This is a genomic window from Pseudomonadota bacterium, from assembly GCA_018823285.1.
Lineage (GTDB): Bacteria > Desulfobacterota > Desulfobulbia > Desulfobulbales > JAGXFP01 > JAHJIQ01.
On sequence record JAHJIQ010000013.1, the window covers coordinates 65,182 to 84,124 of the forward strand.

An 18,943-nucleotide genomic window follows, 5' to 3' on the forward strand; every position below is an offset into this window, starting at 1 on the left:
AATCCGGAACGGATAAAAATTTACCCGATACATCATCCCTCGGACCCCTGATCCTTAAAATGCTGCAAAAGGATGTTGCGCCATGAGCATGGAAAGCGAAAAGCTCGTCGTCGAGCTCAATTACCGACACGCCATCATTGACGAGAGAGACCCGGAACGGGCCTTCAGCAGCCGGAAGATGTTTGATCTGCTGCCGGAAACCCTGATGGACAAAAGAACCATGCGCCTGGTGGAGATCCACGATCTCTTTGCCGCAGTCGACGACACCAGGACCAACGTCGGTTCGGCAAGGCTTTTTCACTCCATGGTCAACCCCTCCGAATCGATCGAACTGATCCATGCCAAACATGATTCATTCTGCGAGCTGGACAGCAACGCCAAACTGAAAGATGCTATTGAAGAGTTTCTGGTCTCTTTTCGTTATGGCGAAGAAACCCTGTTCAAATTGCTGAACGCCCATATCCACCCCCTTGCTCCTTATGGCAGCTTCAACCGGGCCATGAACGTGATCAAAGACATGCTGCAGGGAGTCAAAAAGATCCCGCAACCGGAAACAATCTATCTCGACTCCCTGATCAAGAGTATTTTGAGTTTCAAGGGCTCACCCGCCTACGATCTCATCACCGGCCCGAGACATAGAACCACCAGGGGAATGAAAACCAGGAAAGAGAAAAAATTTTTCACCCCCTCTCTGCGCTTTTATCCGACCCGTTTGAGCATAGGCGCCCTGATCCCCGCGGTACCGGCGATTTATTTTGGTCTCGGCTGGTTCACCGAATTCATGAATCCGGCCGTTGCCTGGTCGATGCTCCTGCTCACCGGCTGGATGAGCGTCTTCGGTTTTCTCTACAGCGGGGTGATCAAGCCGATTTTCGACTACGAAACCGCCATCCTGCCGATCAGGACCAGGCTCACCCAGTCGAACCGTTTTGCTTCCGCGATCGAGGCTGTTGCCGCCATCGATGAGCTATTCTCTTTTGTGACCTTCAGCCGCAAGTCGAAGCATCCCTGCGTCCTGCCTGAAATCACCAACAATAAAAGCCACTCCTTCATCGCCAGAGACCTGCGCAATCCGACCAAGGATCTGATCGAGAATGATTTCGTTCCGAGCGACGTCTCCCTCGACGGCCAGCGGACCACCTTCATCACCGGTCCGAACAGCGGCGGCAAGACCACCTTCTGCAAGACAATCGTCCAGAACCAGATTCTCGGCCAGATCGGAGCGCCGGTGATGGCCAGTTATGCCAGAATCAATATGGCCGACCGCATTACCTACCAGGCCCCGGCCTTCGACACTCTGCATGACGAGGAGGGGCGTTTCGGCACCGAACTCAAGGTCACCCGGGACATCTTCTTCGCCACCACCCCGCAGAGTCTCGTTATTCTCGATGAAATTGCCGAAGGGACCACCACCCATGAAAAGATGGGGCTTTCGGTTGATATCATGAACGGCTTTTACGCCATCGGCAACAACACCCTGCTCGTCACCCACAGTTTTGAGCTGGTCGAGCAGTTCAGACGGCAGCAGAAAGGCCAGTACCTGCAGGTCGAGTTCAAAGACAATCTGCCGACCCATCGGATGGTCGAAGGCATCTCCCGTGAAAGTCAGGCCCACCGGGTTGCAAGCAAGATCGGCTTTTCCCCGGAAGACATCCGGAAACATCTGGAGGAGAAAGGGTACCTGGAACCTGAGCCTGAAGAAAACGGACATGAAGAGCGGAGAAAGAAAACCGAAGACCGGCGGAAAACGTCCGGTGACAGACGCCAGAGCCAGAATGACTGATTATTTAAGCTTTTCTCCTGGCTTCTGACTCCTGGCTTCTGACTTCTTGCGGGATACAGGCACGAATATATCGCCAAAACCCCTTTATTATCGGGAGATTAACCTAACTCAGAAAGTTGAGAACTAATCTCCGGCAATCACCCAGACCAAACGTCCTTCCGGTCGAACCAGTGCTGCGGGATACCGTTCCGAATATTTTTCCGGACTGGTCAGGATCAGGTCGGCGATCCCCCTTTTCGCAAATCCGTTGATCAGAAAGAGCACCATTCGGGCCCGGTTGATCACCGGCAGGGTCAGGGTCACTCGGGGAACAGCAGGAGAAAGTTCCGGCGGGAACGAGTCTGTCACCCATGTCTCTCTTTCGGCCAGGGCATCGGTTCCGGGAAAAAGAGAAGCGATGTGGCCATCCGGGCCCATGCCGAGCAGGATCAGGTCGAAAACCGGAAACCCTCCGGCCGACAGGCCATTCCTGAAGAAATCGCGAAGGGTCGCCTCATAGGCGGCTGCTCCGGCGGCAGCATTGGAAAGATCGGTCGGAATCCGGAAAATATTCTCCCGGGGCACTTCAGCCGGATCCAGGAACAGGCGTTCCGCCATCCCGGAATTACTGTCCGGGTGGTCTGCCGCAACCCACCGTTCATCACCCCAGAAAAAAAAGGTGTCCCGCCAGGGAGAGGCCTCGTCTTCCCGGTGCTCAAGTTCGGCCATATATCGGTACAGAGGCTGCACGGTGGAGCCGCCGGTCAGCGCTACTATATATTTCCCCCGTTCCGTTACGGCCCGGCGGCCGTGATCCATGAACAGTTCCGCCACCTGCCGGCAGAGCCGGTCAATATCGGCAACTTCATACACTTCAGCCTTCAAACAGTTCCTCCGCACTCCTTTCGGCCGCCGATTACTTCATCAACTGGCTCAGCCACTCTCCCGCCGCTTCCGGCCCCCAGCTTCCGGCCTCATAAAAATGCAACCTGCCGGGCCGGTCATCGCATACCGCGCACTCCTCAAGAATCGGGGTCAGAAATTCCCAGGCGAGCTCAACCGCATCCTGGCGCCAGAAAAACATCTGGTCGCCCTGCATGCAATCGAGCAGGACTTTCTCATACGCCGCCAGAACCGGGCCGCTGAAATCCTCACTGTAGTTGAAATCAAGGTTCATGGTCTGCAGACAGATTCTCGCCCCCGGGACTTTGGTCTGAAAAGAGAGCCGAATCTCCTCCTCCGGGAATATGGCCATGGTCAGGCGATTGGCGGTAATATTTTCCCCCAGCACCTCCCTGAACATCGAGTGGGGAGCATGCTTGAACTGAATGACCATCCGGGTGTCTTTTCGGGCCAGTCGCTTGCCGGAATAGAGATAAAATGGCACTCCCTGCCAGCGCCAGTTGTCGAGGAAAAGACGCATCATGGCAAAGGTCGGCGTCAGGGAATCGGATGATATTCCTGCCTCCTGCCTGTACCCGGGGACCTTCCCGGTCCTGTCGGGGCCATACTGGCCAAGGATGAGGTCTTCGTCGAGATCAACTGAGGTAAAGGGTTGCAGGCTGCGGAAGACCTTGACCTTCTCGTCCCGTATCCGATCAGGGGAGAATGCCGCGGGCGGTTCCATGGCAATCAGGGACAAGAGCTGCAGCAGATGGTTCTGGAACATGTCCCGGACCACCCCGGTTTTTTCATAGTACCCTGCCCGGGTGCCGACCCCCAGCTCTTCGGCGGCGGCAATCCCCACATACTCGATATAATTTCTGTTCCACAGGGGTTCGAAGATGCTGTTGGCAAAGCGGAGCATCATGATGTTCTGGACGGTTTCCTTGGCCAAATAATGGTCGATCCGGAAGATCTGCTCCTCAGTAAATCCTTCGTGGATGACGCGGTCCAGTTCCCGGGCGCTTGCGAGATCAGAGCCGAACGGTTTTTCGACCACGATCCTGGTCCAGCGACCATTCTCTTCGGTAGCAAGACCGGCCCGGGTGAGGTTTTTGGCAATGACCGGGTAAAGCGCCGGAGGTACGGCCAGATCGTAAATGCGGTTCCCGGTGGTCCCTTCACTCTTATCAAGGGCCTCAAGGTATACGGCCAGCTCCTGATAAGTGCCGAGGGAATCGTACAGGACCTGCTGGTAGTGAACACGTTTCATGAACGAAACCCATTCGCCGCTGTCTGTCGCCGCATCAGGGCATTTTTCCCGAAGATACTTGCGGAAGGAAGCGCTGTCGAGATCGGTCCTCCCGCAACCGACAATCACACAGGGTTCCGGCAGATTGCGGTTCCGGTAAAGATTGAAAAGCGCAGGCAGAAGTTTTCTGGAGGTGAGATCTCCGGTCGCCCCGAAGATCACAATGGTGCAGGGGTCGAGATCCCCTGAAGGAAGACGGCAGGAAGCACTGCTCCCCCCTGAACCGAAATTTAAATTATGAGTTGCCAAAAATTACACCCCGTTAGTGAAAGCCGTACCAATGAACAGCAGGCATTCATACTACCATAAAACAGGATATAATTTCAGCCCAGAAAAGTTGGATGGCGATCAGGGCACGATTTTCAGGATTGCACTGGACCGCCAGTTGTTCGGACCGTAGTCGCTCGATCCCTCAAGTCCGGAAGTTGTGCAGGTATTGTCTACCAGCCCGGGCTCGGTTTCCGGGGCATCCTCAGCAACACAGTTTGGACTATTGGTCCCCCCTACTGTTAATTCACCCGTGAAACCGTTGCGCGAAGACGACGCAAGGGAAACACCTGAGATACTGTTGTCCGTAGCAGTGATATTCCGCAACACGTTATCGTTTGAAAAAGAAGAAAGAGAGAGCCCGGTGGAATTTCCATCGGCAACAACCCCGGACAGGGTGTTTTCTGAAGACCCTACCAGAAAAATCCCGTAATTTGTACCGGTGGCGGTGACTCCGACCAGAGAGTTTGTCGAAGAATCATTCAACCAGATACCATTGCCGCCCCCTGAACCGGTGACCGTGATATCTTTCAAGGTATTATTGGTTGACGAAGAAAGCTTCACCCCGGCCATTGAAGCATTGGACACTGCCACTTTATTGAGAGTTGAATAGTGGGTGATGTAGAAATTGACACCAATACCATCTGTTGAGCCGGCGGCATCAAATGCCCCCTCTATCCAGACGAAAGAAAGACCGGCAACTGTTTTCAGACTTCCGGAAAGGGTAACCCCGGGCTTTACAAGCAAGGATATTTTATTGGTGCCAAATTCATATAAGCCGCCATTGTCTACCGTAACGAGATAAACCTTGCCCTCAGTTGTCATATTGCCGGTGTTGCCGCCGTTATCAATCTCGATGGGATTATTCCACCAGACAGCCGGCGTGGTCTCAAAAACAACTGCGCCATTCCCGTCCCTGACCGTGATTTTGTTCAGCAGCCATTGCGCGGTATCAAAATCGATCAGATCGGAAAGCCCCTTGCCGCTTTTAAGTCCGGTGGAGAACATCAGCACCGGGCTTTTGGTGGGATCGCATTCCCAATCAAAAGCACCGAGATCATCCGTTGCGCTAAGTCCACTGCAGGATGTTTTGTCCCCTGCATATACCGCACGCTGCAAACCGCCGTTGGAACAAGAAACATTGTCCGTTGAATAACACCGGGTACCGTCGTTTTTGACGTAATCGTTCCAGTTTTCGCCATCGGTGTACAGAGGTGAAATTGAAGTGCTGTACTGGGCCGCAGGAGAGCTGGGCGGGGTGGTGGGTCCTCCGGTGCTTCCATCGCCGCCGGCGCCGCCGCCGCATCCGCTCACCATGACTAAAATTAAAACCAGAGAACAAGCCCGAAAAAAACAATTTCCAATGTTCACAACAACCTCCCCTTTTCACCCTTCGGGTATCTGTTCAGAGCAAAACTGCGCTCTTTTAGGTCAATCAAAGTGCGGCACCTTTACAGAAGTACTCGATCCGATCTTGCCGCACTGACCTTCCCAGTCGTTAAATGAGCCGCATGGAATGGTCACATAAGTAGTTTTTGCTGGTACAGGATTGCCCACCAGATCCCTTAAACCTTTAACGTAACCAGCAAGTTTATCGTCTTCTTTGTAGATTTTGCCATACTTGTCATTTAAATCGCCGATGCCGCCTTTCATAGCTGGATACTCACCTTTTTCCGCAAAGACATTCAATGTTTTGATACCTGCTGCTTTTTGCAGATTATCTATCTGAGTGGTCCCCCTAGTTTTTCCATCACTGCCGGTGGCCCACATGTTCGTTGCCACCGGGCGGGCGTGATAGACATTGATCCGTCGGCCCTTTTGCACCTCGTTATGGCAGCCGAGACAGATACCGTAATTTTTTACAACTATGGTCGAATTGCTCAAAGAGTCCAGCTTGTGGACCGTCTTCACAGTAGCGATCGAATTGATCTTGGATTTTTCAGCGACCCCGGCCCACTGATATGCCTTTTCATATATTTCCAGTCCATTGCTATTGCCGTCATTTGTATGGCACTGGGAACAGACCAGTTTTTTCGGCAATGTCGCCGGACCGGTTACAGTGTAGGTGTTCTTCCAGTCAGCAGTAGGCTCCCAGTTAGGAGGGGGGGCGAGGGTGGGGCCGCCGCGCGGATCATCATGACACTCATCACAATTGCCAGCCTGTGCTGCAGCGTTATTGTGGTGCGCGCCGCCATAGGTTGTTGCGCTTGTGCTGCCGCCGGCTCCTTCGGTAGTAGTGGTTGTCATATATGGCCCATGGCAGGTCAGACAGCTGGCAGTTCGATAATCGGCAAGAGCCGCGCCAAGGCGGGCGTCACCGTTGGTTCCTCCGGCCGGATCGCCGATTTTGACGGCACCGTTCCCGCCGACATGACAATCTGCACATACATGGAATCCCACAGTGATACCTTCGGCGGGTATCGTATGACAGCTGATGCATACCGAGGAACCGGTAAAATCAGTGTCGGGATGGCCGCCGTGGGGATCTATTCGCGGGCCATGACAGGCTGCACATTTTGCAGGGACGGTACTGCCCGCCGTAATGGCGTTTACCACAACCGTATTAGTGCTGCCATGACAGGTCATGCAATCAATCTCCGATCCTGCCGGGGTGCCCAGATCATTACTCACTACAGTACGTCCGATATGCCCTGCTGACAGATTGCTGAACACGGCATGACAATTCACGCATGGGTCTACATTCACGGGCGGAGGATTGTCAAAGACTGGTTGCGTGTGAACCGTATTATCGACATCAACATGGCATGCGGCACATTGTTCATTGACATAGTAGCTGTTCCTGGTGTCCCCATGATGGGCGGCGATAATGCTCGTGGTGTTTGCCGCCAAAGGATGACAGGTCAGACAAGTGGCATTGCGCCAATCACCGAGCTTTGAAGCTTCTCTTGCATCACCGACACTGCCGTTGGCGGGCTCTCGGATGGTGGTTTCGTCGCCGCCCAAAGGATTGTCATGGCAAAGCAGACACTGATTGGCGTGAATTCCGGCGGTTACGTTAGTTTCGAAATGGCAGCTGTTGCAGTTGCCGTAGGAACTGAAATGGGTGGAATCATGACCGCCATGGGGCAGAGCGCGGACCCCGTGACAATCGGCACAGGATGCATTATCTGGAGAAGCGGTCGAACTTCTGCCGTTGGCAATGGCATCGACAACCAGTTGATTCGCGCTCAGATGACAGGTGGCGCAGGTCATCACACTGCCGGCAGCTTCGTTGTTTTCACCACCGGTTAAATCCTTGGATGCAATCACCAGCCCGACATGGGCGGTGCTGATATTGGCATACCCCGTGCCGTTATATCCCATAAAGGAGTGACAGGAATCGCACTGCCCGGAAACATTATTAAAAGCGACCGTGTTCTCCTGGGTCGGGTTGTCTTCATACAGGGCATTGTCGTGCTCACCGCGATGGTCGCTGTCTCTCCCGATATGACATTGGGAACAGGCGCTTGGCGTACCGACGATATGGTTTAAAGCTGATCCCCGCAAAGTGCCGTTATTGGCAGCGACATAGACATGGCAGAGGTCGCAGGTGTTGCCATGAACCTGCGTCTGCACGTTGCCGGGGTGGCAGAATGCCGTTGAACAGACCGCCTCAGACAGCACCCTTGTTGGGTGGGTGTCGCCGATCACGGTGTGGGAAGCGGCAAAATTTCCGGTGTAACCGCTGTGGCAGTCCACACAGGCCTGAATCGCCCCGTTGTCGGAACCGTCGTATATTGCCTGAATAACGGCTGCATCCGCACTCTGATGGCATTTCCCACAGTCTGGGGAATCAACCCCGCCGACCACCTTGTGAGTGCCGGTAATGATGTTGGGCTCCGTATGACAGGTGGTTGAGCAGTAGCCGGTGCCGTCGGTGATGGTATTGTGGATAATCGCCGGATGGTATCTGCTGCCGTCGCCGACTGATTTCAGGTCGCCGGAAATCACGATATTGTCAATGGCCACATCATTCTGGTACAGGACGCCGGTGCCGACCCGATATTGAATTCTGATCTTGAAGTCACCATTGGTATACACTTCCGGATCAGCATAGCCGATGAAATCGATGGGGCCGGTGCTCTGCCAGACATCTCCCGTGCTTCCGGTATGGATGTCCGTCGACCGCCAGGTCGTGCCGTCCCATGCTGCAGCCGAGAGGACCGCATCATCGTTATCGGCAATATTCATGTTGTAGCTGAAGCTGATCGACAGCGAATCATAGAGCGAGGCATCAAAGGTATTGCTCACCAGATACTGGACAGTCCCGGCGGCCAGCAGGTCACTGCCGTTCGTTGCGTCAAGGTCGCCGCTGCCGCCGCAGTTGGTCGGGTCAATTACCGTAATTCCGTTAGGGATTGCGATGCTGGTATTCCGTTCACTCACCGGCGCGGCATTTGAAATGTCCCAGATGATGAACGCATCGGTCAACTGGTCCTTCTCCCTCGGCCAGAGGTTGATGGTATGGGTGCCGGCGGAGAGGAATACCTGATTGCTGCCCGCTTGTCGATTGCTGGTCCAGGTCCAGGCGCCTACTGGTGTTTCGGTGATGATTCCAACCAGCGTGTTATCAACCCCCCACATGGTGGAGTCGCCGCTTGTATTATTCCAGTCACCATCCTGCAGACGCATACTGATCTGATAAGTGCCGTCGGCAGGAATAACCACGGTATAATCGGTCCTCGCGCCCTGGGGAGTATTAGAGGTGCCGCCGGTGGTTGTCCGCAGGTACCGGCCGTTGTTGGCGCCGGAAACATTTGAAGCGACCGACCAGTCATACGTCCCGGGGACAATCGTATTCTCATAATTTTCCGCCTCGATATAGGTCCCGCGGGGATCGACGGTACAGGCAGCCGAAGCCGGGGAACTCTCAAGAAGGATATATTCTCCGTTCCCGTTCGCAGGCCCGGTCCCGGCGCTGTCGCTTGCCCCGCTCCAGATCATCCATTGGGCAGCGCCGTTCACATCGGTCGCTTCAGTCCAGTTGCCGAAGGTGGAACCGGCGGCCTGGCCGGTGATCAGGTTTGTGAAATCATCCGTCTGGTTGAACGGCGTGTTTGTGCCGTCGCCGCTATCGTTATGGCAGGTCAGACAATCACCGCCGGTTCCGCCGGTGCGGGCCGCATAATTGACATTGTCATTCGGGATAATGACACCTCCGGAGGCGCTGTAATCCACCAGTGCATCACCGCCGTTCACATGACAAACCGCGCAGGTTTCGAGACTGTTGGCGGCCGCTCTCCGGTTATGGAGATTGGTGATGTAGTTGCGGTTGCTCTGCGGATCGTGACAGAAGGTGCATTCCGTTTTCTCCCTGACAAAGGTGTCCGGTTGAGGATGCCCGCCATGATCCGCGACCAGCGGGCTGTGGCAGCCGGCACACTCTACGGGGTTCTGATCCGTTGCGCCGGCGTTAATGGCGGCGTCAACCTTTGCTTGTGTCATCTCCGGCAGTTTTGCCCCCTGGCTGTAGTTATGGCAGCTCAGGCAATCCATCCCTGCAGTGTAGGTTGTGGTTGAGGTCAAAGCGATATGTACGGTGTGCAAGTCTGTATTGACAAAGCTGCCATGGCAACTTTTACAATCCAAACTCGGATTATTCACCTCGGTTAACGGAGTTGTGGCCAAATTATGGGTATTATTATGGGCGTCGGTTGTATCAGCAACAGTCAGACCGTGCAGCCGATAACTCCCCTTCACCACATGACACCCTTCACAGGTTACGGAAAGATTGTTTGCCGGGGCAATGGCGCTATTGATAACCGCAGTGGCGCTGGCGCTCCCTGAGTCACCGGCGGCATGGCATTTCAGACAGTCTCCGGTTGTCATATGGGTATTGAGCTGGGCCACGCCGGTGGTCATAGCCCTGTGGCAACCCAGGCAGTTTGCCGATGATAGATTATGCTTTGCTCCCACCGAAGCTGCAGTCAGGCCATGCCTCTTGATGGACGGAAAAACCGCCTGGTTATGACATTCGGTACAAGTTGTCGTCGAACCGGCAAAGCGGGTCAGATCAAACGGCACGGTGGTGAGATACGGGATGATCGTGTAATGACAGTTTGCACAGTCGTACGAATGGATCTGACTGATCGTTCCGCTATGACAGGTAACGCACTCGCCATTTGCGGTAATCGGGGCATACCCTTTACTCGCAGCGCCCAGATGATCATTTGGCGGGGTGGTCGGGTGAGGATCAGTCCGGGGAGTATGGCAATCCGCGCAGGAGGCAGGGTTCGCGGCAATGCCTCCGGCGATTGCCGCGTCCACCCTCGCCCGGGTCATCCCCGCCAGAACACCTTGAGTATAATCATGACAACTCAGGCAGTTCATCCCCGAACCATAGGTCGTGGTTGAAGACATGGCGAAGTGGCCGACAACCAGGTTCGGCCCGGCAAAGGAGGGATGACAGGTTGCACAGTTGCCGATTGCGGCTGGTTCCTGGCTCGGGCTGTCTTCAAAGACGGTATTGTTATGAATGTCTGCAGTGTTGGCTACCGTTTGCCCGTGCCGCCGGTAATCACCTTTCACGGCATGACATTGCTCGCAGGTCACCGGGAGATTTGGTTTCGGTGCGGTAGCGGTCTCGATAACAGCGACACTACTCGTGCCGTTTGCGGTGTCTACGGCAGCATGACAATTCAGGCAATCGCCGGAGACCATGTGCTCATTGAGCTGCGCCAGACCGGAGGTCATGGTGTCATGACAGGCCAGGCAGGTGATCGAGGACAGATTATGAATGGTCCCGACCTCAGCGGCGGTTATGCCGTGCCTCCTGATGGTCGGAACAGTTCCACCGCTGTGGCAGTCGGTACACGATGTCGTGGACCCGGCAAACTGGGCCAGATTCAAGGGGGTGGTGATTAATCCAGTCATTGAGGCGGTATGACAGGTCTCACAGGTGGCGTGGACCTCGACTACGATATCGCCGTTGTGGCAATTTGTACATTCGGCGTTCGGGGTGATTGGCGCATATCCGCCACTCCCGTCGACAGTATGCACGACATTCGGATGATCATCCGAACGGACACCGCCATGACAATCTGCACAGTAGACAGTAGCCAGTGAGTTGCCTGCTGAACTTTTACCTTTATTGATGGCTGCGTCAATATTATCCTCTCCAAGCGTTCCCAGAAGCACATCAGTGGGCAGCCCATTGACCTCAACTGTGGCCACGGGATTATAGTAATGGCAACTGCCACAATTCATGCCCGTTGAATACGTCGTGGTGGCGGCCAGGGCCAGATGCCCTGTCGCAACCGACGCCATGGCGCTATGACAGTCAGTGCTGCTGCAGGTCAGTGCGGGAGTCGCATCGAAGGCGGTGTTATTGTGAATATCGGTTGTATCAGCACCGCTCATTCCGTGGAGTGTATAATCCCCCTTCACTTCATGGCACTGCTCGCACGCTACGCTGAGATTATCGGCGGGAGCTACTGCTGCAGCAATAGTGTCCATGGCGCTGGTCCCATTGGCGGTGTCGGGAGCGCCATGACACACCATACAGTCGCCGGTCGCCATGTGCCCATTAAGCTGCACGGTTCCGTCATCAATATTGTCGTGACAGCTCAGACAGGCGACTGAGTACATATTGTGCCGTGCCCCGACAGCACCCACAATCAAGCCGTGATTCCTGATGGCCGGGAAGGCAACGGAATCATGGCAATCGGTACAGGTGGTTGTGGAATCTTTAAATTGGGTCAGGTCATAGGGTGTTACCGCAAGGTCCTGCAAATTCAGATCATGGCAGGACCTGCAGTCATACTGATGGGTCTCGGAAATTGTAGCGTTGTGGCAAACCGTACACTCCGGAGAAGGTGTGATCGGAGGATAACCGTTACCGGCCACGTCCAGATGATCGTTTTCCGGGGTCGGCGGATGTCGGTCCGTTACCGTGTCGATACGCACCCCATGACAATCGGCGCAGGACGCCGGCGTGCTCAATGAAGCGACACCGGCGTCGATGACCGTATCGATATCAGCGGTCAGTTTGCCGCCTGCATAGTTATGACAGCTCTGGCAACTCATCCCGAAACCATAGGTTGTTGTCGCAGAGAGGGCGAAATGGCCCATCACCAGATTCGGAACACCGAAGGACGCGTGACAGATTGTGCACTTGTTCTTTATGGTGGCCGGTTCCGGGCTCGGGCTGTCTTCATAGACGGTGTTATTGTGAGCGTCGTAGGTATCGAACACCGTCATCCCGTGCAGCCGGTAATCGCCCTTGAATGCATGGCACTGCTCGCAGGTTACCGGCACGTTCAAGTCGGAAGGGTCCGGCGGAGTCGAGGGATCGGTCGGATCAAGTATCAGGGTGGTCGCCCGATAAATAACGTTTGTCGCGCTGGTCCCGTTTACCGTATTCGGGGCGTTATGGCAGATCAAGCAGCTGTTCCCGCCTCCCAGGTGCAGATTCAACTGCGCCAGGCCGTTGGCCATGTTGTCATGACAGCTCTGGCAGATGGCGGAAGAAAGGTCGTGAATCGAACCGACCGTGGCTGCGGAATTACCGTGGTTTGAAACCCCGGTGAGGGTATGGCAATCCTTGCAGGAAGTGGCCGAACCGGCAAACTGCGTAAAATCCGGGTTGGTCCGCATGGCAGGCGCTTTCGCATGACAGGTGGCGCATGACGTGATATGCGCGCTCCCCGGGTCGCTGTAGGCTGCATGGCAGGGCAGGCACTCGGCATCGACCATGATCGGCGGATACCCGTTATAGCCCGGCGCCACGTGATCGACATACCCGTGCGGTTCGGTCTGGGCGCCATGGCAGTCGGCGCAGGCCGGGGGCTCGGGAGATGCAGCCGTGCTGACACCGGCAGCAATTGCCGCGGCAACCGTTGCATCGTCAAGCTTGCTGCCGGGTGTATGGCAACTCTGGCAGGTCATCCCCTGCGGGAAGGTCACTGTTTTACGATTCAGGTGACGAGCCGGAATATCCGGCGCAGCACCATGACAGGCCGCGGCACTGCATCCGCCCTGAATCGCGGCGGGTTCGACAATATTGTTCTGGCCGCCCTCATAAACCGAGGGATGATCAGGAGCAGGATTGTGTTTACCGCCCCCGTGGCAGGTTTTGCAGTTACTTGAAGGACTGGTGTGGTTTGCTGCCAGGCTGATCAATGTTCCGTCGGCGGGGTTGTGACACAAGGTGCAACTTGCCACTGCGGTTCCGCCGTTGAAATGCACTTCATTTACGGTGTTGAAAGGCCCGGTTACCGATACATGGCAGGTTTCACAACTGTTGTCCGTGGTGGCGGTTATTGCGATGGGGTGAGTGTCGGAGTCATGATCTTTCCAGTTGGCTCCTTTGCCGACGTGACAAATTACGCAGGTGACCTTTGTGAAGTTCTGGTCCCGGATATATCTGCCGCTGCCGTCAATCAGGCGATCGGCGCCATCAAACGAGTGATCCGGGGAGGCTTCAAGCGCACCATGATTGGTCACACTCTCCGCCCTGACGGTTACATTATTTATAAACAGGGAGGTCACCGGATGGCAGCTGTAGCAGCTTGGGTGCCCCGCCTCGGCTTTCTCGAAGCTCGTATGACATGAAACGCAGTTGGCATCACCGGTCAGAAAATTTGCATGATCCGCCCCGGGAGCAAAACCGGCTGTATGCTGATGACAGACCATACATGGTGCATTGGGCCCGTGAACGGTCGCACCGTTTCCGGAGTTGTCGTTGTTCCAGTAGAGGACTGTTCGTGGGTGGCAGACCTGACAGATCCCGAACGGTGTTTGCGAGGTGGAGCTGTCGACAAAGCCGCGGTCGGCTCCTGTACTGTTCAGGGGGCTGAATGACTTGATGTATTTCTCGCCGTTGCCATTGGCGTCAAGCATATAGCTGCGCAGTGATTGGCCGTATAAAATGGCGAAATTCAGGCCGTCTGACGTCGGCAGCCGGCCTTTCAGGGTGATGGTCGAGTTATCGGCAGCGATGATTTCATAGGTGTCTCCGAGGTTCTCATAGTTGATCATGAGTATCAGGCCGCGGCTGTCATCCTCGGCACTGCTTTTATCGGAATGACCTCCTTTAGCGTTCCAGGTTGATGGATCTGACCAGTCAGGCAGTGCGGACAATCCGGAATAGGATATCGTGGTCTTCCCAGCCGGATAATTGGCTTCCGGTGAGGTTGTGGCTAAGGTGGTGACCACCGTTCCGGTTGCCAGATAGGCATCCGGGTCAATACCTGCCCAGGAACGGATATTGTCCTGAAAATGGGGGTCATGACAATCAATACACTGGGTCGTCCAGGTCTCTGTGCCGTTGATCTCCAGATCGGAATGAAGCGTGTGTTGCGGCGCCGTCCCTTCCGGGCCATGACACCCTAGACAGATCACATTGTTGACGGTATCATCAATGTTGCCCGGCACATGATTATCATAGGCGGGATGCACGTGGCAATCGTTGCACCTGATGCCGTTTGATTCATTATGAGGCGTATCGGTATAATAGGCCAGAGCAGTGTTCAATCCGGCCAGCGCAAACAACATGGCCGTCAATACAATACAGGTTCTCTTGAGCATTTTCCTTTCCCCAAAAATTCATTGATCATTTCCCCCAGAAAAAATTTTTCACATTTGTCCACGTGTGGTAATTTTTTTTGGCGATCAATACCTTGCAGTTGCAGTGGTTCAATACAACCGTCAACCGAAGACACCCCTAAGTTCTCCGAGCCGGTGCAGAAACGGATCCAGGTCTTCGCCTGGCTTAGCGCCTTTGCAGAAACAATAATGCAGCCATGTTGCGTCACTCCCGGGACGAAGGGAGCCCTGATCGAATCGTGCAGCTTTTCATTAAGAGACACATGTCAATTAATCCAACAATCTTTGCGGCAACAAAGCTTCCAAAAATCGTGCCAGGGTTGCTGATTTAAACAATACGCATCATATCAGCCAGTTAGGCAAAGCACCGTTGTCGCCGGAGGTGTAGACATGTAAAAAGAGCGTGCCACCTATACAGACATGTCTTGTCATAAGTGTCTGGATGAATGCGGTGGAATCGAAACAGGAAAAAGAATCTGCCTGGTGTGCTGATTGGGGAATCGTCTCAAATACTGAATGGTGGTTGGCACGACATATCTGCGTTCATATCCACTACCTCAGGCATGAAAGCCAAGTTGGGCCACCCTTCGACAAGCTCAGGGTGCAAGGAAAGACTGTTTGAGAGATAAATACCGTTCACCCTGAGCCTGTCGAAGGGTGAATGGCTGGTCTGCACGCCCCCTTATCTACGGATAGAATCTGCCAAACAGGACACCAGTACCGTATCCGCCGGTGTGAAAACCCGGGAGTGAAAAAGTGCACCGAGCTTCATCATGATCACCGGTTAAAAATCATAGCGATAGCCCAGAGAACCGAAATAGTTCGTCGTGTTCGTTGAGCCGTCCGGATCGAAATCATTCCATTCTCCTCCGGCTTCAATGGTGAAATGGATTCTTGGTTTCCGGAGCCGGTAATCCATCCTTAACAGCGGCCTGGTTCTGAATTGGCTGCTCTCCAGCCCCCTTATTTTGATATAGGAAGCGCTTATTCTGGGGTTGAGGCGCCAGTAACGGCTTATGGGGTAGCGGGTATTGACATTGACGGTATACACTTCCTGCTCATTCCGGTCGTGATAGGTGCCTGAAAGAATGGCGATATCACCCTCCTTTACCAGGCTGCTGCCGATGAACTGCAGAGTGTACGCATATTCAAAAGGTTTTTCCTCCTGGATGGTTGCTGTATTGATAGTGAGTGCGGAGGGTGGGGTCACAGGGGTGGTTGAGTTGTCTCCAGGAACCAGTTCGGCCATGGAGGTCGAAAAATCGTCGGAGGCGTAAATTTTTGTCGCAGTCGCATCCAGACCGACCTGCAGTTTTTTGCTGACCGGCTTTACAAGACCCAGCATATAGGAACTGGTCTTGTAGGTTGCCGCTCTCGCAATCTCGCGAATCTCATCTTCGGTCAGGTACAATCTCAGATCATCAAGGGTTGTCACCGTTACGGTCCGGGTAAGGTCTGCGGGATCGGGGAGCAGATTCCTGCCCAGAAAGGCACTCAAGGCGTTATTCGGCAACAGGATCGGACTGTTGCGATAATCCGCCGCCAGGTTGATGATGATCTTATTGGGCAGATTGATATTGCCGTTAATGAGCGCGGTATTTAATTCGTCAAAATAGAGATCGTAATCAGCCAGGGCGAAAAACGATGCCCGGGGATGAAAAAAGCGGATTTCACCACCTGCCGCCTGTCGTTCGGTAAAGCCATTATCCTCCTGATTGATAATAAAGGTGCTGAGATTCCAGTAGTTGGCATAAGGCCCGATGTCAAAACTGAGACCGTAAAAATATTTGTCCGTTGCAAATTGATCAAGACTGTCGGAGGCAACGGGAAAGCCTCCCACAAGGTTCGCCTTCATCTTTGAAGCGAACTTATACGTTAAAAGCCCTCCGTCAAAACGGCCAAGGACCCCGCCGGTGCTTCTTGACTGCCTGCCGAATCTGCCGGAAACCGTTCTTTTGTTATCCGCGTCGATATAAAAGGTATTGATCCTGGTAATATTGTCCCCGGAAGTTCCATCGGCTTCATAACCGCCGACAAAAAGGGTCCGCGACTCAATGTTCGCCGCCCTCTTTCTGACGTTAAAGACCAGATCACTGGAAAGTGATGACCGGGTCACGGTTTTCACACCCGTTTCGGGGTTCAGTTCATCATAATAGTAATATTGCGACAGACTGCCGAACACCTCCATCCTGTCCCGGGAGGATTGTTTTTTCATTTCCACTTTGGGAGGCGTGGCGCGCGCCGTAAGAAGCCCTACCAGACGCTGCTTCACTCGCTCGGTGTCCTCGCCCTCCGGATACATCTGGATGAATTTCTCATACTCCGCCTTGGCATGGGCGAGTTGCCCGTTTCTTTCCCGGGCAAGACCAAGAAGCTCCTGGGCTTTTTTTCTTTCCTGCTGATCCTGATCCTGCAGAATTCTCGTATATATCTGAATGGAGCGGCGGTAATTTCCGGCGGTCATCTCTTTTTCAGCTTCATCCATCAGGGTCAGCACCCGCTGCTGCGATAGAGGAGGCATCAGTTTTGGGGCCTGCAGCGGATCTTCTTTTTGGTCCATCTGCTCCATCGCGGTCAAAAACGGAGTGATCCGCATGGAAGCGGTGCCAATCGAACGACGCTCCGAGCCCGCCCTCTCTTCCTCGGAAACCTTGGCAACCCAGGCATCGGGAAAGTTCTTCTTCAGCATGCCCAGAACTTCCTCCGCCTCCTCGCGTGACGGGAAAAAGCCCAACCGGAGACGGTTCCACACTTTGCCGTCATCGGTCTTAATTTTAGATGTATAGAGACGGTAGTTTTGAAAAACCCCGGGTTTCAATTGCAACTTCCTGACAATTTCATCCACCATCTGCTGTTCGGTAAGGCTTCGCTGCAGGTCCTCCTCATCCCCGGGTCTGACCCGGACGACGACCCTCCGCTCGGAACCGGTGCCGACCGTGTCATAATGGACTTTGCGGCGTAATTTCACAGTCCACCGGGGGCCCAGGATCTCCTCGGTCTTGTCGGCAACCTTGGAATCTGCCGGATCGGATTCAATGGTGAGGGCAAACCGGCGATATTCGTCCGCTGATTCCAGATTGATGGCATAGGGGTGACGGAGATCAATCCCGCCGAAAAACGACGCGCCGGAAGTCTCCGGCAATCCCTGCTTTCCGGTGGTCTCAACCTCCCCGGAGCCCGCAGCGGATTTCGGGTATTGCAGTTCAATGATACCGTTGTGGGACTGCAGCCTTTCTCTTTTCGAAACCTTCGAGATCCAGGCGGTCGCAAACACTTTACGGATGCTCCCGACAATCGCTTCGGCCGATTCCTGATCAGGGAAAAAACCGACCCGGATTCGATAGACGGTTTTCCCTTTTTTCTCCAATTCCGTGGCATAGACCCGATATTTTTCCAGTTCAGGTGTCGCGGCAATTGAAATCTTCCCAAAAGGTTTTTCAGACGTTTTCAGGGTTATGGTATAGGGGTAATCGAGATTCACCCCTGCCACTCCTCCGACTGCTCCGGCGCCGGGCATAATCGGCGCCGCAGCGGTTGTCGCAACTTTTTCAGAATATTCAGCCACCGGCTTAAAGACTCTGACGGCAAAACGCCTCAAGTCGTCACCACTTTTCACCTCAAAATCCACTTTTCTTGAAAAGCGCAGGGTCAGCTTCAACTCCGAAACCTCATCTTTTTCGAGAACCATTTCCTGCAAAGGACTGTTATCGGTTGCCTGCCAGTTGAATTCCTCAACTTCCCGGGAACTTTCGATCTCCCGGTCAACCGGCCTGAATCTGACCTGTACAATCCGGGAGCTGTTCAGTGGCGAGTGCGACAGATACTGGAGAGGCCGGTTGAAATCGACCCGGACTTCCTGAGCATCGGGAAGGTCTGCAAGGTCAACGGTATCGATGGATCTTTCTGCGGCTTCAAGGTTCAGTGAAAAACTGAGAGCCAAGGCCGTGATCAGACAGACAATCATTTTCAGGCAACGTAATATCTTCATTTTTCCGGTCCTCGCCGGTCTGAGCCGCAACCTCACAGGCTCGACCGATCAGGTTTAAGATTTGTCGGTCTCGTAAAAAACTACGAGACGAACGGGCAATGTCATATAACTCGTTGATTTATCGTTTTCCGATCTGGACGTATACGGCTTTTTACGGATTCATCAAGATCTCAAAGGTTCTGGGTGC

At 54.1% G+C, this 18,943-nt stretch carries 6 protein-coding genes; 1 reads left to right on the forward strand and 5 read right to left on the reverse strand.

The window, feature by feature from the left end; all coding sequences use genetic code 11:
• Window positions 1–82 precede the first annotated feature (82 nt).
• Window positions 83–1,783, forward strand: coding sequence for a DNA mismatch repair protein MutS (locus tag KKG35_03710; protein ID MBU1737221.1), 1,701 nt, complete (start codon window positions 83–85; stop codon window positions 1,781–1,783).
• A gap of 123 nt (window positions 1,784–1,906) precedes the next feature.
• On the opposite strand, the gene pgl is transcribed toward KKG35_03710, so the two are convergent.
• The 5 genes from pgl to KKG35_03735 form a co-directional block, all read right to left on the reverse strand.
• Window positions 1,907–2,647, reverse strand: coding sequence for a 6-phosphogluconolactonase (gene pgl / locus KKG35_03715; protein ID MBU1737222.1), 741 nt, complete (start codon window positions 2,645–2,647; stop codon window positions 1,907–1,909).
• A 31-nt stretch (window positions 2,648–2,678) separates the two neighbouring features.
• Window positions 2,679–4,205 carry a glucose-6-phosphate dehydrogenase gene (gene zwf / locus KKG35_03720; protein MBU1737223.1) on the reverse strand — a complete coding sequence of 509 codons (1,527 nt, stop codon included), beginning with the start codon at window positions 4,203–4,205 and terminating at the stop codon, window positions 2,679–2,681.
• Between the two features lie 99 nt (window positions 4,206–4,304).
• Window positions 4,305–5,540: a right-handed parallel beta-helix repeat-containing protein gene (locus KKG35_03725; protein MBU1737224.1), complete on the reverse strand. Its 1,236-nt coding sequence runs from the start codon at window positions 5,538–5,540 to the stop codon at window positions 4,305–4,307.
• Window positions 5,541–5,654: 114 nt separating this feature from the next.
• A complete protein-coding gene (locus KKG35_03730; GenBank protein ID MBU1737225.1) occupies window positions 5,655–14,750 on the reverse strand; it encodes a hypothetical protein in 9,096 nt (3,031 codons plus the stop codon).
• An 802-nt stretch (window positions 14,751–15,552) separates the two neighbouring features.
• Window positions 15,553–18,756, reverse strand: a complete 3,204-nt coding sequence (locus KKG35_03735; protein MBU1737226.1) for an SPOR domain-containing protein — start codon at window positions 18,754–18,756, stop codon at window positions 15,553–15,555.
• Window positions 18,757–18,943: the final 187 nt, after the last annotated feature.

Excerpts from the sequence above, each read along its gene's own strand:
- KKG35_03725 (MBU1737224.1), bottom strand. The coding sequence starts at position 5,540 with ATGGTGAGCGGATGCGGCGGCGGCGCCGGCGGCGATGGAAGCACCGGA.
- KKG35_03730 (MBU1737225.1), bottom strand. The coding sequence starts at position 14,750 with ATGCTCAAGAGAACCTGTATTGTATTGACGGCCATGTTGTTTGCGCTG.
- KKG35_03710 (MBU1737221.1), top strand. The coding sequence starts at position 83 with ATGAGCATGGAAAGCGAAAAGCTCGTCGTCGAGCTCAATTACCGACAC.
- KKG35_03735 (MBU1737226.1), bottom strand. The coding sequence starts at position 18,756 with ATGAAGATATTACGTTGCCTGAAAATGATTGTCTGTCTGATCACGGCC.